Origin of the sequence: Leclercia sp. UBA2479 (assembly GCF_002341985.1) — a bacterium.
Classification (GTDB): Bacteria; Pseudomonadota; Gammaproteobacteria; order Enterobacterales; family Enterobacteriaceae; genus Enterobacter; species Enterobacter pneumoniae.
Genome location: NZ_DDPB01000009.1, coordinates 1,157,185 through 1,171,490, shown reverse-complemented (window position 1 = coordinate 1,171,490; position 14,306 = coordinate 1,157,185). Strand labels below are relative to the sequence as shown.

12 protein-coding genes and 1 tRNA gene are annotated in these 14,306 nt (G+C 53.6%); 5 read left to right on the top strand and 8 right to left on the bottom strand.

From position 1 onward, the window contains the following. Entirely contained in the window at positions 1–1,656 is a 1,656-nt protein-coding gene (gene ipdC, locus B3B59_RS15200) for an indolepyruvate decarboxylase (protein WP_286809461.1), read from the top strand. Here the strand turns inward: ipdC and B3B59_RS15195 are convergent, their stop codons facing one another. Then, a complete protein-coding gene (locus tag B3B59_RS15195; RefSeq protein WP_286809460.1) occupies positions 1,657–2,892 on the bottom strand; it encodes an ion channel protein in 1,236 nt (411 codons plus the stop codon). A gap of 204 nt (positions 2,893–3,096) precedes the next feature. On the opposite strand from B3B59_RS15195, the gene glk reads away from it, so the two are divergent. Then, positions 3,097–4,062: a glucokinase gene (gene glk / locus B3B59_RS15190; protein WP_212478498.1), complete on the top strand. Its 966-nt coding sequence runs from the start codon at positions 3,097–3,099 to the stop codon at positions 4,060–4,062. Between the two features lie 41 nt (positions 4,063–4,103). On the opposite strand, the gene B3B59_RS15185 is transcribed toward glk, so the two are convergent. After that, complete coding sequence (locus B3B59_RS15185) at positions 4,104–4,844, bottom strand: LytR/AlgR family response regulator transcription factor (RefSeq protein WP_040074607.1); 741 nt, start codon at positions 4,842–4,844, stop codon at positions 4,104–4,106. Positions 4,845–4,856: 12 nt separating this feature from the next. Beyond that, entirely contained in the window at positions 4,857–6,554 is a 1,698-nt protein-coding gene (locus B3B59_RS15180; protein ID WP_286809459.1) for a sensor histidine kinase, read from the bottom strand. 385 nt (positions 6,555–6,939) lie between these two features. Between B3B59_RS15180 and alaC the strand changes: the two genes are divergently transcribed. Next, positions 6,940–8,178: an alanine transaminase gene (gene alaC / locus B3B59_RS15175; RefSeq protein WP_286809458.1), complete on the top strand. Its 1,239-nt coding sequence runs from the start codon at positions 6,940–6,942 to the stop codon at positions 8,176–8,178. A 58-nt stretch (positions 8,179–8,236) separates the two neighbouring features. On the opposite strand, the gene ypdK is transcribed toward alaC, so the two are convergent. The 4 genes from ypdK to B3B59_RS15155 form a co-directional block, all read right to left on the bottom strand. Then, positions 8,237–8,326 (bottom strand): membrane protein YpdK, encoded by a 90-nt coding sequence (gene ypdK / locus B3B59_RS15170; RefSeq protein ID WP_207292170.1) that lies wholly within the window; start codon positions 8,324–8,326, stop codon positions 8,237–8,239. Positions 8,327–8,664: 338 nt separating this feature from the next. Then, the gene (gene lpxP / locus B3B59_RS15165) at positions 8,665–9,585 is read right to left on the bottom strand and encodes a kdo(2)-lipid IV(A) palmitoleoyltransferase (protein WP_154298761.1); all 921 of its coding nucleotides are present in this window, start codon (positions 9,583–9,585) and stop codon (positions 8,665–8,667) included. 431 nt (positions 9,586–10,016) lie between these two features. Continuing rightward, a tRNA-Arg gene (locus tag B3B59_RS15160) sits at positions 10,017–10,091 on the bottom strand. 75 nt (positions 10,092–10,166) lie between these two features. Then, positions 10,167–11,108: a formate/nitrite transporter family protein gene (locus B3B59_RS15155; protein ID WP_046884661.1), complete on the bottom strand. Its 942-nt coding sequence runs from the start codon at positions 11,106–11,108 to the stop codon at positions 10,167–10,169. 314 nt (positions 11,109–11,422) lie between these two features. Between B3B59_RS15155 and mlaA the strand changes: the two genes are divergently transcribed. Then, a complete protein-coding gene (gene mlaA / locus B3B59_RS15150) occupies positions 11,423–12,175 on the top strand; it encodes a phospholipid-binding lipoprotein MlaA (RefSeq protein ID WP_046884662.1) in 753 nt (250 codons plus the stop codon). Positions 12,176–12,219: 44 nt separating this feature from the next. On the opposite strand, the gene fadL is transcribed toward mlaA, so the two are convergent. Next, positions 12,220–13,566: a long-chain fatty acid transporter FadL gene (fadL, locus tag B3B59_RS15145; protein WP_040074613.1), complete on the bottom strand. Its 1,347-nt coding sequence runs from the start codon at positions 13,564–13,566 to the stop codon at positions 12,220–12,222. Positions 13,567–13,937: 371 nt separating this feature from the next. On the opposite strand from fadL, the gene B3B59_RS15140 reads away from it, so the two are divergent. Continuing rightward, entirely contained in the window at positions 13,938–14,222 is a 285-nt protein-coding gene (locus tag B3B59_RS15140) for a YfcZ/YiiS family protein (protein WP_040074614.1), read from the top strand. Positions 14,223–14,306 lie beyond the last annotated feature (84 nt).

Here is a 14,306-nt window from a genome sequence, read left to right as displayed (position 1 = left end):
ATGCGTACCCCCTACTGCGTCGCTGATTATTTACTGGATCGTCTTACTGATTGTGGCGTAGACCACCTGTTTGGCGTGCCTGGCGACTATAACCTGCAGTTTCTTGATCACGTCATCGACAGCCCCGATATCGGTTGGGTGGGCTGTGCCAATGAGCTGAATGCGGCCTATGCCGCCGACGGCTACGCGCGTTGTAAAGGCTTCGCTGCTCTTCTGACCACTTTTGGCGTGGGGGAGCTCAGCGCCATTAACGGCGTAGCGGGCAGCTTTGCAGAACATGTACCGGTTCTGCATATTGTGGGTGCGCCTGGCAGCGCATCGCAGAAAAAGGGGGAGTTGCTCCATCACACCCTTGGTGACGGCGAGTTCCGTCATTTTTACCATATGAGTGAATCCATTACGGTGGCGCAGGCGCTGCTCACCGAACAAAACGCCTGCTATGAAATCGACAGGGTGCTGATTGCCATGCTGCGCGAGCGCCGTCCCGGCTATCTGATGCTGCCTGCCGATGTGGCAAAGAAACCTGCCACGCCGCCTGTAAACGCTCTCACTGATGAGCGGTATGAGAGCGACGGTTTCCGCCTCGAAGCCTTCCGCCAGGCCGCGGAACAACGTCTGGCGATGAGCGAACGTACCGCGCTGCTGGCTGACTTCCTGGTGTTGCGTTATGGCCTGCAAAAACAGCTTCAGCAGTGGGTCTGCGAAACGCCCATTGCCCATGCCACTATGCTGATGGGTAAAGGGATATTCGATGAACGTAAACCGGGTTTTTACGGTACATACAGCGGTTCTGCCAGCAGCGCGGCGGTAAGCGAAGCCATTGAAGGGGCAGACACCGTGATCTGCGTAGGGACACGTTTTACCGACACCCTGACGGCGGGCTTTACGCACACGCTCACGCAGCAACAAACTATCGAGGTGCAGCCGCACGCGTCACGCGTGGGCGACACCTGGTTTACCGGCATCCCCATGACGCAGGCCATTGAGGTGCTGCATCGCTTGTGTCGGGAACAGAGTGATGGCAGAAATCTGCCGAACCGGCCTCTCCCTTCAACGGCGATGCACCACGGCAGCCTGACGCAGGATAGTTTCTGGAAAACCCTGCAAACCTTCATTCGCCCCGGGGATATTATTCTGGCCGACCAGGGGACCTCTGCGTTTGGGGCCATAGATCTCTGCCTGCCGAACGAGGTGAATTTTATTGTCCAGCCTATCTGGGGGTCGATCGGCTACACGCTCGCCGCCGCCTTTGGCGCTCAGACGGCGTGTCCGGATCGCAGAGTGATTGCCATTACCGGTGATGGCGCCGCGCAGCTGACCATTCAGGAGCTGGGATCGATGCTGCGTGATAACCAGCATCCTCTGATTCTGGTGCTGAACAACGAAGGGTATACGGTCGAGCGCGCCATTCACGGTCCCGAACAACGCTATAACGATATTGCCCTGTGGGACTGGACCAAAATTCCCCAGGCGCTCAGCCTGGATTGTCAGGCTGAGTGCTGGCGAGTGAGTGAAACGGTCCAACTCGCCGAGGTGCTGGAGAAGGTGGCTCACAGCGAGCGGCTTTCGCTAATTGAGGTGATGTTACCGAAGCATGATATTCCGCCGTTATTGGGGGCTATCACCCGTGCGCTCGAGGCGCGTAATAATGCCTGATTAGCGATCTCTACGCCCGACGATCATCATCGGTCTGCCCGCCAGCAACAGCCAGGCGGGCAGCATGACGATGCAGAGTAACGGCATCAGGTTAAGATCCGGCACCACCACCGCAGCCATAAACAGGCTCAGCCACGCATCCCGCGTAACCACCAGCACAAGTCCCAGAATCGAACATGAAACGGTAATCGCCGCCGGCACTGCTTCGACGTGTTCGTGCAGCATCAGCCCCAGCGCCGCGCCGATAAACACGGCAGGGAAGATACGCCCGCCGCGAAAGCCGCACGCGGCCGCGACCACTAAGGCTGCCAGTTTAATCAGGGCAAACAGCAGATAATCGCTGACGCTGAAGACCTGACTAAAGGCCATCTGCTGCATCTCATCCAGTCCCTTAAATAAGGTTATCGGTCCGCCGATGGCGCCAAGGATCCCCAGCAGCAAACCGCCTGCGCCCAGAATCAACACCGGTTTTTTCAGGCGGTGCATAACCCTGTGCAGACGCGGCAGACACCAGACCGCCACCATGCCCAGAGCAATGGCGATGGCCGCAACCACCGCGCCGCTGAAGAGATCGACGAGCTGCATCTGCCCATAGTGCGCAATGGGGAGAGAGAAGTGGGGATGATAAAAGAGGCTGGTGGTAAGCGCGCCGGCAGCCGCCGCTAACAGCGGGGCAAAAAGACGATCCCAGAGGGGGAGATCATTATTACCGCTCAGGGTTTGCGAGAAAATTAGCGCGGCAGCGACAGGGGTGCCAAACAGTGCGCCAATGGTGCCGGCAGAGGCCAGGATCGTCCAGTCGAGCGCATCCACGCGTGGGAAAATCCGTGCCCCAATGGCCACGGCCAGCGCAATATTGACTGCCATCACCGGGTGTTCCGGCCCCAGGCTCACGCCACCCGCCAGGCCAATAATCAGGGCGATAATTAACCCTGGCAGTGCGGTAGCATTCACCGGTGCACCGATCAGGGGCTCGGTGGCCGGATCGGGCCCGGCATGGCCAGGGCTGTAGCGCACCACCAGACCGACGGCAATCCCCGTGAGGGTCAGCATCACCAGCGTCCAGACGGGAGAGTCAAAGCGGAAGCCCATGGCGGCAGGCAGCGTTTTCCACAGGAAAGCCTGTAAAACGGAAGCGACCTTCATAATAACGATCAGGATCAGACTGGATGCCACGCCAATAATTAACGCCGGGGGGGCCAGCAACAGCATGGTTCTGGCTCGCGGATGGAGCATGATGATTTCCTTGTAGAAAATGACACGCGTTACTTTGCACAATCAGTTTGTATCTCATAGTGCAATTGGTGCTGAAACGGTAAAGTTATTCTGTGACGTAGATCGATAATCCTGGGGCACTTTCACCCAGGCCGTTGTTGTTACGGTGCCTTGAATTTAGAGTGTGCCAAAGAGTTATTTTGACTTTAGCGGAGCAGTAGAAGAATGACAAAGTATGCTTTGGTAGGTGATGTGGGGGGGACGAATGCGCGTCTGGCATTATGCGATGTCAGTAACGGGGAGATTTCCCGGGCGAAGACCTATTCCGGGCTGGATTATCCCAGCCTGGAAGCCGTGGTGCGCGTCTATCTGACGGAGCACAACGTCAGCGTCGAGGATGGCTGTATCGCCATTGCCTGCCCTATCACGGGTGACTGGGTGGCCATGACCAACCACACCTGGGCCTTTTCCATCGAAGAGATGAAAAACAACCTGGGTTTTGCGCATCTGGAAATTATTAACGACTTCACCGCGGTATCGATGGCGATCCCGATGTTAACGCCAGAGCATCTTATCCAGTTCGGCGGCACGCAGCCGGTAGAAGGCAAACCGATTGCCGTTTATGGCGCAGGCACCGGCTTAGGGGTATCGCACCTGGTGCACGTTGATAAGCGCTGGGTAAGCCTTCCGGGCGAAGGGGGCCATGTCGATTTCGCGCCGAACAGCGAAGAAGAGGGCATTATCCTTGAAGAGCTGCGAGCAGAGATTGGCCACGTGTCAGCAGAGCGCGTCCTCTCGGGGCCTGGGCTGGTGAATCTCTACCGTGCGATTGTCAAATCAGATGGCCGCCTGCCGGAAAATCTGCAGCCGAAAGATGTTACTAAACGCGCACTGGAAGATACCTGTATTGATAGCCGTCGGGCGCTGTCGCTGTTCTGCGTCATTATGGGGCGTTTCGGCGGTAACCTGGCGTTGAACCTTGGCACCTTTGGCGGGGTGTACATCGCTGGCGGCATCGTACCGCGTTTTCTGGAATTCTTTAAAGCGTCCGGCTTCCGTGGCGGCTTTGAAGATAAAGGTCGCTTCAAAGCTTACGTACAGGATATCCCTGTGTTCCTGATCGTCCACGATAACCCCGGTCTGCTGGGGGCGGGCGCCCATCTGCGCCAGACGCTGGGTCAGGTACTGTAACGTCCTCTCCCGGTGGCTGTCAGGTCACCGGGACATCTCCCCTACAAGTGCATAAGCTGGCGAAACTCTTTCACCTTGCTACGGCTGACCGGCACCTGAAAGTCGAGATCTTTCAGACGCAAAATATAGGTATTGTTAAACCAGGGCTCAATCTCGCGGATCTTGTTCAGATTGACACAAAATGAGCGATGGCAGCGGAAAAAGCGACTGGCCGGCAGCTTGCTACAAAACTCGGTAATGTTCATTGGCATGACAAAGGAGTCGCGCCGCGTGTAGACAAAGGTCATCTTTTCATGGGCTTCCGCATAGTAGATATCGTCCATCGGCGTCACGATGATGCGTTCGTCCTTGATCAGATTGATGGTGTCATTTTCACGCGGGGCAGGGGAGGCAACGCTCTGCCCGCTGCCCGATTGCTGTTGTGCCCAGGCCTGCTCCAGCTTTTGCAGCATGCTGACGATACGCGACTCCTGGTAAGGCTTCAGAATATAGTCAAACGCTTCCAGTTCGAAGGCCTCAACCGCATGCTCCTTCCAGGCCGTGACAAACACAATGTAGGGCTTGCTGGCAAACTGGCTGATGTTTTGTGCCAGCAATACGCCATCCAGCGACGGGATGTTAATGTCGAGAAAAATGGCATCGACCCGGTTATGTTGCAGGAATTTTAAAACGTCCAGCCCGTCGTCAAAGGTCCCGACGATCTCCATCTGACTATGCGCTTTAATGAGCCAGCTTAGCTCCTGCTGGGCGAGTATCTCATCTTCCACAATGATGACTTTCATGCTAACTCCGGACTAAGGTAATAACAGCGTCTGGGCATGAACGGCTGAGCGTTCATTAGGGACATAAAACGCGATCTCGGTGCCCGGTTCAAGGCGTCGGATGTGTAGCCCCTCTCCGTAGAGGAGTTTCACCCGGTGATGCACGTTAAGCAGGCCAATTTTGTTGCCGGGCATTTCATTCGCTTCAACCCGCTCAACTACCTTCGGATCGATACCGTGTCCGGTGTCCCGCACCGATACGCGCACCCGATTACCGCACTCGGCAATACTGATGGTGACCACTCCTTTCCCTTTGCAGGGCTGGATGCCATGCACAATCGCGTTTTCCACCAGCGGCTGGATCAGCAGGCTGGGAATTACACAGTTTACCTCTTCATCAATGTCGTATATCACCGTCAATTTATCGCCGAAGCGAGCCTGCTCAATCGCGATGTAATCTTTAATCTGATACAGCTCTTTTTTGATATCGATCTGCTCATCGTCTTTCAACTCAATGTTGTAGCGCAAATAGCGGGACAAATTAAAAATCAGCTGGCGCGCCGTGTCCGGATTAAGGCGGATCGAAGAGGAGATGGCATTCAGTGCGTTAAACAGAAAGTGGGGGTTAATCTTACTCTGTAACGCACGCAGTTCAGCCTTATTGGCCATTTCTCGTAGCTGCTCGGCGCGGGAGACTTCCAGTTGTGTGGAGATAATTTGCGATAACCCCACGGCCATCTCCTGGAGCGAGGAGGTGATCTGGTGCGCGTGGCAGTAGTAAATTTTCAGCGTGCCGGTGACCACCCCTTTTTCCCATAAGGGGATCACCAGCATCGAGTGAATTTCCGGCGTACGGTAGGCCTCATCGTTATTTTTGATGATGATCTTGCCGTAGTTGATGGCCTGACGCGTAGTCGGGCTCACGTTGTCGTCATTGTCGCGATAGTTATCTTCCCCGACACCCACATATGCCAGCACGCGGTCAATATTGGTAATGGCAACGGCATCCGCATGAATATCGCGGCGGATGATGTCGCACACCTGACGCAGAGATTCGGCGTTGATATGGCGAAACAGCGGCAGCGTTTTGTTGGCAATATCCAGAGCCAGCTTGGCCTGGCGGGCGGCGCTGGCCTCTTTTTCCCCTTCCACGCTCTGTACCAGCAGCACAATAAAGCCAACGCAGACGCTGCCGAGGATCATCGGCACACCGATTTTCGACACGATATCCAGGCCCAGCGCAATGGTAGGTGCCCAGACAACCACCAGGATCATGGTCAGGGTTTCGCAGGCCATCCCCGCCAGGATGCCAACTTTCCAGTGCTGTTTTTTCGGGACTTTGCGGTTGATCCAGCCCGACAGGATGCCGGCAATAATGCTGGTGATAAAGCAGGGGATCGCCGTGACCCCTCCGATATCAATTAGATAGCGGTGCACCCCGGCGATGAGACCGGTAATAATGCCCACCCAGGGGCCAAACAGGATGCCGCCGGACATCACCGCAATAATGCGCACATTGACCAGCGACCCCTCTACCGGTACGCCGGACCAGGTACTGAACAGCGCAAACATCGAAAAGATGGCGGTAACGGCCAGCAGCTCTTTCGGCGAGTGCGCCGACTTATGGAGCAGTTCGCGGAACAGGCGGATGCGGATTAGAAAGAAAAGGCAAATCAGCATTAATGCCGCACGATCAAAGACCGCCAGCAGCATATTGAGTATTTCGTGCACGAGAAAACCTGCAAGACGGGGAAAAAGGCATAATAAAAAACCTGACGCCGAATGACCAGCCATCACTCAGAATTATCAAATGAGGAAAGGCCATACAATCCAAAGGGGATAGGGCGTGAAGGGAGGCTGCTTCGCCAAAGAGAGGGAGGTTTAAACCTGAGGGTAAAATGTTTGATATCATCATGTTAACAAAAAAGCATGTTTCAAGAACTTGCGGTCGTTTTAGTTCCTGTTTTCTCTCTGGCACTGTTCCCGTTTTCTGGCCGACGACTTTTTTCACTCAACCTCTCGACAAGCTGTTTTTTTTCAGGCTATTTTCTCTACATGCCACAAACGTGGCAGCGTCGCTCGGACGGTCCGGGCGCTCACGTTAATCGAGGAATCTATGGCTGACTCCAGTCCTGAACGCCGCTTTACGCGTATTGATCGTCTCCCCCCTTATGTTTTTAACATCACAGCTGAGCTGAAAATGGCTGCGCGTCGGCGCGGCGAAGACATTATCGATTTCAGTATGGGTAACCCGGACGGTGCGACCCCGCCCCATATCGTTGAAAAACTCTGCACCGTAGCGCAACGCCCGGATACGCACGGTTACTCGACTTCCCGCGGTATTCCTCGCCTGCGCCGCGCTATCTCCCGCTGGTATCAGGATCGTTATAACGTTGACATCGACCCTGAAAGCGAAGCTATCGTCACTATCGGCTCTAAAGAGGGGCTGGCGCACCTGATGCTGGCAACGCTGGATCACGGGGATACGGTCTTGGTGCCAAACCCAAGCTACCCTATCCACATTTACGGTGCGGTCATTGCCGGCGCGCAGGTACGCTCAGTGCCGCTGGTAGAAGGCGTCGACTTTTTCAATGAGCTGGAGCGCGCGATTCGCGAAAGCTATCCCAAGCCGAAGATGATGATTCTCGGTTTCCCCTCTAACCCAACCGCGCAGTGCGTTGAGCTCGAGTTTTTTGAGAAGGTCGTTGCGCTGGCGAAGCGCTACGATGTGCTGGTGGTGCATGATCTGGCCTACGCCGATATCGTCTATGACGGCTGGAAAGCGCCTTCCATCATGCAGGTACCCGGTGCTAACGACGTGGCCGTCGAGTTCTTTACGCTGTCGAAAAGCTACAATATGGCCGGCTGGCGTATCGGATTTATGGTAGGTAATAAAACGCTGGTCAATGCGCTGGCGCGTATTAAAAGCTACCACGACTACGGCACCTTCACCCCATTACAGGTTGCGGCCATCGCTGCGCTGGAGGGGGATCAGCAGTGTGTGCGCGACATTGCCGCACAATATAAACGTCGCCGCGATGTACTGGTGAAGGGGCTGCACGAAGCAGGCTGGATGGTTGAGATGCCAAAAGCGTCTATGTACGTCTGGGCAAAAATCCCTGAACCCTACGCGGCGATGGGATCGCTGGAGTTTGCTAAAAAGCTGCTGCAGGACGCCAAAGTGTGTGTCTCTCCGGGTATTGGCTTCGGCGATTACGGTGACACCCATGTCCGCTTTGCGCTCATCGAAAACAGCGACCGTATCCGCCAGGCGGTGAGGGGCATTAAAGGCATGTTCCGCGCCGATGGGCTATTACCGGCTGCCACAAAAAATACGACGGAACAGGCGGGTTAACCATCCCAAAAAAAACAGGCGCCAACGGCGCCTGCTTTTTTGACTGCATGTTCTTCGCTCAGATCATCAGGGCAAAGGTACCGGCCCAGACTAAAACAATCACCGACATACCCATAAAGAAATATTTCACGTTCATCGCTCCGCGCATCCACTGACACGCCTTAAAAACAGAGTCCAACTGAGTATAGAGAGGTGAAGTCAGGGCAAAGCGGAAATAAGAATTATCCCCGTAATAGACCCAACACCAGCTCAGAATTCTATGGCATCCCATTGCCAGACGGCGTTAATGTACGCTTAAAAATCAGGGGTGACAAGTGAGATTTTTTTAAATGATTTCCGTTACTTAGGGGTGTCGTGGAACGGCGACAGTTTAATTTCGCCGGGTAATAAATTTCACTTGAGCGAAGTCAAAAACGAAACGGTAATGGCGAAGATGCAGATGTCTGAAAAGGTTAGTTTCTTAGTGAAACTAACCTGACGTCAGCATTATAAATAGAGAGACGTTTCGCCTTCAGGGCGGGTTTTAAAGCGGCGATGCACCCATAAATACTGTTCGGGAGCACGCATGATTTCGCGCTCAATGATCTTATTGATATAGCTGGCGGCTTCACTCTCATCTTCCGGGTAGTTTTCCATCACCGGTGTGATAAACAGACGATAGCCAGAGTTATCCTTTTTACGGATCATGGTGACGGTGAGCATGGCCGCTTTTGACAGGCGAGAAATCACAAAGGTGCCGTTAGTGGTCGCGACATCCTTCACGGCAAAGAAGGGGGCAAAGTTACTGCCTTTACGCCCATAATCCTGATCCGGTGCAAACCAGACCGCTTCGCCTTTCTTCAGGGCGCTCACCAGGCCACGCAGGTTATTACGGTTAATCATCGCCTTATTCGAGCGCATACGCCCGCGGGTCTGAACCCACTCCATCAGGGGGCTATTATGTTGACGGTAGGTCGCCATCATCGGCTGGCATAAACCCATGACCCGGCCTCCGAGCTCCAGCGACATAAAGTGCACGCCGATGACCATCACGCCACGATTTTTGGCCAGAGCATGCTGCAAATGCTCAAGGCCTTCAACGTCAAACCATTTACGTACTCGCCAGTCAGGCCAGAACCAGGCCATGCCGGTCTCCAGCAAAGCCATGCCGATGGCTTTAAAATTTTCGGCGATCATCTGTTCACGCTCGTTTTCAGATAACGATGGGAAACAGAGCTCCAGATTTCTGCGTGCAATCTTCTCGCGACGTTTCAGAAAACGTCGTGACAGGCTACCCAGTCGGGTGCCAAGCCAACGTATCGCAGGGTAGGGGAGCTGCACGAGCAGCCACAAAACACCCAGACCAAACCACGTTACCCAGTAACGAGGATGCAGAAGTGAGCGTTTGAATTTGCTTTGCGACAAGATAAAACAACCTTTATGGAGGGGATATTGGTAACGCTATTATCACGTTACACCATAATGCTTTTAGAGACAGAGACCAATGGGTGGTATCTGAATAATTCGGAAATTAACCCCGACGCGACTGAAGCACACCAGGCGGCGGCGTAATGTAGCACCGTTGCACTGTACGTGACTAACACTACTTATAGTACGGAAAAAGATAATCTCAAAGAGGTCTGCGCAGTGTGCTTTTTATACGATAAAAACGGGTAAAAAGAAGCTTGCTTTTCGTCGGGATCGTTTAAAAAAGCAGCGAGCGAAACTGTTTTGCGAACGCGATCAACGAACAGAGCGATTCTCTAAAGCTCCGGCGCGTCGTTATGCGTATCGCTGTACTTTGCATCAGCGAATGAGAAGTTTTGGTAAGTGGGAGAGGCGTAAGCGGTGTGCTTTAATGGTGTCCCCTGCAGGAATCGAACCTGCAACTAGCCCTTAGGAGGGGCTCGTTATATCCATTTAACTAAGGGGACGAGGCGGCACGAGTATAACGTCATTTACACTTTGCGTTAAGCGCGTGGCCGCCCGACTGCTTAAAGAGTCGCCATTCAGGTTGATTTTTTTGCGTCTTTCCCGCTTTCCTGCAACTCCTGTTCTTTCGCTTTGGCTTCGGCCTTGCGCTTATTTGACATGTCGTTACGGATTTGCGCATGGCTCAGCAGAGCAAAAATAAAGGTGCCGCCGCAGATATTTCCCGCCAGGGTTGGCAGAGCGAATGGCCAGAAAAATTCCGTCCAGGGGATTGTCCCGTTGAAAACCAGGTAGAGAATTTCAACGGCGCCAACCACGATATGCGTCGTATCGGCCAGCGCAATTAGCCAGGTCATCAGAATAATGACCACGATTTTCGCCGAGCCGGCAGAGGGAAACATCCACACCATGGTGGCGATGATCCAGCCGGAAATAATCGCGTTGGAGAACATCTCCAGCGGAGTATTCTTCATCACGTCCATACCAATTTTGACAAAAGCATCTCGCGTCTCTTCATCAAAAATGGGCATATATTCAAACGCCCAGGCCGCTATCCCGGTCCCGACGATATTCCCCAGCAGTACCACGCTCCACAACCGCATCAACAGGCCAAAGTTGCTCCATGTCGGGCTCTGCATAACGGGCAGAACGGCGGTGACGGTGTTTTCGGTAAAGAGTTGCTGACGCGCCATAATGACGATAATAAAACCAAAGGTGTAGCCGAGGTTTTCCAGCAGAAAAGCACCCGGCACGCCGTCAAGCTGTACGTGGAAAATCCCTTTCGCCAGCAGAGACGCGCCCATCGATAGCCCCGCGGCGATAGCCGACCAGAAGAGGGCCATCGCATCGCGTTCCATCTCTTTTTCACCATCCTGCCGAATGTGCTCATGAATCGCCATCGCCCGAGACGGAAGATGTTCCTCGTCGACCTCTATTTTTTTGCCCCGACTTTTCTCTTCACTTTCGACTTCCAAATCTTCGGTATGCTCATCAATTTTCTCTTCTTTTAATTCATCCATTTCGCTGCTCCTGACGGGGTTCTTATCTATTAAGCGTAGCGACTTTTTGCCCGTATCCCTTGGGGAAGCTCCGAAATTCTTCTAAAGCTTATAAAGCCAATACATCTTCTTTAAAGCAGAGTTAAAATCGGCGGCGATCGAAAATGCTAAGCCAGGCTATTCTGAAATCATAAAGATGATGATTCCTGCCCGTAATTGTGTTCGTGGACATCGATAAACGTGCTGATACAATCACCTGCATGTTTACAGACGGAGCGCAAACGCTTCGTTGCGGATGGCAATCAACGATGGCCATACTTAACAGGGAGAAACCTATGAAACTTCGGCTATCGGCGCTTGCGCTGGGCACGACTTTGCTAGTGGGGTGTGCCAGTTCCGGAGAGCAGCAGGGGCGCTCGGACCCGTTCGAAGGGTTTAACCGCTCTATGTACAGCTTCAACTACAACGTGCTGGATCCTTATGTCGTCCGTCCCGTGGCGGTCGCCTGGCGTGATTACGTCCCTCAGCCGGCCCGTAACGGTCTGAGCAACTTCACCAGCAACCTGGAAGAGCCTGCCGTGATGGCGAACTATTTCCTGCAGGGCGATCCCTATCAGGGCATGGTGCATTTCACCCGCTTCTTCCTGAATACCTTGCTGGGGATGGGGGGCTTTATTGACGTGGCGGGGATGGCTAATCCTAAACTGCAGCGTGAACAGCCGCACCGTTTCGGTAGTACGCTTGGGCATTACGATGTGGGTTACGGCCCGTACGTCCATTTGCCATTCTATGGCAGCTTTACGCTGCGTGAGGATGGCGGTGATATGGTCGATACCCTTTACCCAGTGCTCTCCTGGCTAACCTGGCCACTCTCTATCGGTAAGTGGACCCTTGAAGGTGTTGAAAGCCGCGCGCAGCTGCTGGATTCCGATGGTCTGCTGCGTCAGTCTTCCGATCCGTACATTCTGGTGCGTGAGGCGTACTTCCAGAATCACGACTTTATTGCCAGCGGCGGTAAGTTGAAGCCGGAAGAGAACCCGAACGCCAAGGCGATCGAGAACAACCTATCCGAGATTGATGCGGAATAAAAAAAAGGTGAGCTAAGCTCACCTTTTTTACTGCCTGCGCGAAATCAGAACGCGTAGTTAAAGTTCGTACCGAACAGCCAGGCTTTCCCTTCAGATTTGAAGTCGTAAGCCGCAGCGCCTTCACCTTCGGTGAAGCTCACTTTCTGGCCGTGCATATAAGATGCACCGACGTCGATAGAGGCATCATCGTTGAAGGCATACGTCATACCGGCACTCAGCCACAGACGATCCTGGTCCGGAATGGAGATAGAGCGTTTGTCAGCCGGAACCGGGCTGTCATCGAAGGCAATACCGGTGCGGAAGGTCCAGTTTTTATCGTAATAATAAGTGGTACCCAGCGCGATACGATACGCATCCTTAAAGCCTTCGTCCTTCTGGAACAGCACCTGGCCATTGTCGCCTTTCGCTTTAAGCTCCTGGAACTGACTCCAGCTGGTGTATGCCAGGCTGTAGTGAATCGCCCATTGCGGCGCAACGCGGTTATAACCCGAAACTTCCCACATTTCCGGAAGATTCAGGGTCAGGGAGCCGTTAACGGTTCTGCCGCCGGTGCCCGCTGGCAGCTGAGTCATCCCCATGCTGGCGAAGATTGAGCTTAACGCCGGATTGATAGAACTCTTGTAGTCGCCGTCGAAGTCGATTTTCACTTCAGAGCGATAGGTCAGGCCCCAACGGTTGTTTTTATCCAGCTCATAGAGGATACCGGCGTTCCAGCCATAGCCCCACTCATCCCCTTTCAGGTGAGCAATCTGATCGTCCGGAGAGTTGATACCGTCAACCAGCTGGGAAGGGACACCCTGCTGTTGCAAGCCGCCAGCCAGCAGTGGACCCAGGGAACCTGCGTAGCGTTCAATTTTGGCCTTCGCGTAAACAGCATCGAAACCAAGACCGAAGCTCCAGCTATTATTCAGACGATAGGCACCGCTCAGATTCAGGTTAACGGTAGTCAGATCGGTTTTACCGCCGTAAATCCCGGCACCATAATTATTATTAAATTCGGTTGCCAGACCATAGTTAGAGGTTACGGATGCGCCCCAGCCAAACTGTTCATTGATTGGCATAACGAAGTGCATATTCGGCACCCAGGCTACCGGGGCAATATTGTCCTGGTTGGCACTGCCCGTCAGGGCTGAGTTACCTTTTACGTCAACATCCGGATCGATATAAACGGCACCGATCGAGAAGGTTGGACGGTCGAACAGGGTAATCAGGGCCGGGTTACGGCTCACGTTACCTGCGTCGTCAGCGATTGCACCTTCCCCAGAATAGGCACGGCCAAGGCCCGAGGAAGAGAATTCGTTAAGCTGGAAGCCCGCTGACCAGGCGGAGGTGGAGACGATTGCCACTGCGACTGCTAACGCAGTTTTTTTAAACAGGGTTTTCTGGCTCATGACCATAACCTCATTGAGTTATTTTTATGCAATTTTTGTTACATAGAGTAACAGGAGCGCGAAGTGTAGGGTCTGAGGTAACACTTAGAAATCAGACCAGTGGCGAGAGTATAGGTCTGACCAGATGGAATGTTGCAAGTATGTTTATTAATTTCGCACAACATGTTTTTCGAAACGGGATCTGGCTGGCAATTTTGCCGCCCATCGGACTCCTCCGAATGGGTGATTTTTGTTTTAGATCATTTTTAAGTGGGATAAAGCGCCGGGGTCGCGCTTTACGCCATTAACGACTGGAGAGCGGATTCCCCAGGGAGTAAAATATCAGCATCGTGTTTAGCTCGCGCCCTGCGCGAAAAGAGAGGAAAGCGACTATGAGTAAATGCAGTGCTGATGAAACCCCGGTTTGCTGCTGTATGGATGTTGGCACCATCATGGACAACTCCGATTGCACCGCCTCATACAGCCGTGTGTTCGACACCCGTGCCGAGGCTGAAGAGACCCTTGCCGCATTAACAGAACGCGCGCGCGGCGTGGAGTCCGATCCTTGCCAGATCACCCCTACCTTCAAAGAGGTCGAAGGTGGCGTACAGCTGGATATCGATTTTGTCTTTGCCTGTGAAGCTGAAACGCTGATTTTCCAGCTTGGGCTGCGTTAAGATTCGCATCAACGCCTCTGATTCCAGAGGCGTTTTCTCCCCCTCTCTGTGTTACCGCTCGCAATTTTTCTTCCTCCTGATTGG

Excerpts from the sequence above, each read along its gene's own strand:
- alaC (WP_286809458.1), top strand. The coding sequence starts at position 6,940 with ATGGCTGACTCCAGTCCTGAACGCCGCTTTACGCGTATTGATCGTCTC.
- mlaA (WP_046884662.1), top strand. The coding sequence starts at position 11,423 with ATGAAACTTCGGCTATCGGCGCTTGCGCTGGGCACGACTTTGCTAGTG.
- B3B59_RS15140 (WP_040074614.1), top strand. The coding sequence starts at position 13,938 with ATGAGTAAATGCAGTGCTGATGAAACCCCGGTTTGCTGCTGTATGGAT.
- B3B59_RS15185 (WP_040074607.1), bottom strand. The coding sequence starts at position 4,844 with ATGAAAGTCATCATTGTGGAAGATGAGATACTCGCCCAGCAGGAGCTA.
- ypdK (WP_207292170.1), bottom strand. The coding sequence starts at position 8,326 with ATGCGCGGAGCGATGAACGTGAAATATTTCTTTATGGGTATGTCGGTG.
- ipdC (WP_286809461.1), top strand. The coding sequence starts at position 1 with ATGCGTACCCCCTACTGCGTCGCTGATTATTTACTGGATCGTCTTACT.
- B3B59_RS15155 (WP_046884661.1), bottom strand. The coding sequence starts at position 11,108 with ATGGATGAATTAAAAGAAGAGAAAATTGATGAGCATACCGAAGATTTG.
- glk (WP_212478498.1), top strand. The coding sequence starts at position 3,097 with ATGACAAAGTATGCTTTGGTAGGTGATGTGGGGGGGACGAATGCGCGT.
- fadL (WP_040074613.1), bottom strand. The coding sequence starts at position 13,566 with ATGAGCCAGAAAACCCTGTTTAAAAAAACTGCGTTAGCAGTCGCAGTG.
- B3B59_RS15195 (WP_286809460.1), bottom strand. The coding sequence starts at position 2,892 with ATGCTCCATCCGCGAGCCAGAACCATGCTGTTGCTGGCCCCCCCGGCG.